We start from the raw sequence: 213 nt of genomic DNA, 5'->3' as shown, positions 1-213 counted from the left end.
TCTCCGTCCGCACCATATTTTTGATTGTTTTATTAAAACAATCATTGGCTACTTAGCTCAGCTGGTTAGAGCACATCACTCATAATGATGGGGTCACAGGTTCAAATCCCGTAGTAGCCACCATACAACTTTTAATTGGTTTACCATTCACCGATTAAAATACGAAATATCTATACTTTGTTTACACAAACTATAGAACGCGGACGTGGCGGA

General features: G+C 39.0%; 1 tRNA gene. It reads left to right on the top strand.

Features of this window, described 5'->3' with window-relative positions:
* Positions 1-46 precede the first annotated feature (46 nt).
* Positions 47-123 (top strand) — tRNA-Met (locus A6E06_RS18485).
* Positions 124-213: the final 90 nt, after the last annotated feature.

Source organism: Aliivibrio sp. 1S175, from assembly GCF_001690985.1.
GTDB lineage: Bacteria > Pseudomonadota > Gammaproteobacteria > Enterobacterales > Vibrionaceae > Aliivibrio.
Note: the sequence above shows the minus strand (reverse complement) of the source record. Positions and strands in the feature narration are given on the sequence as shown.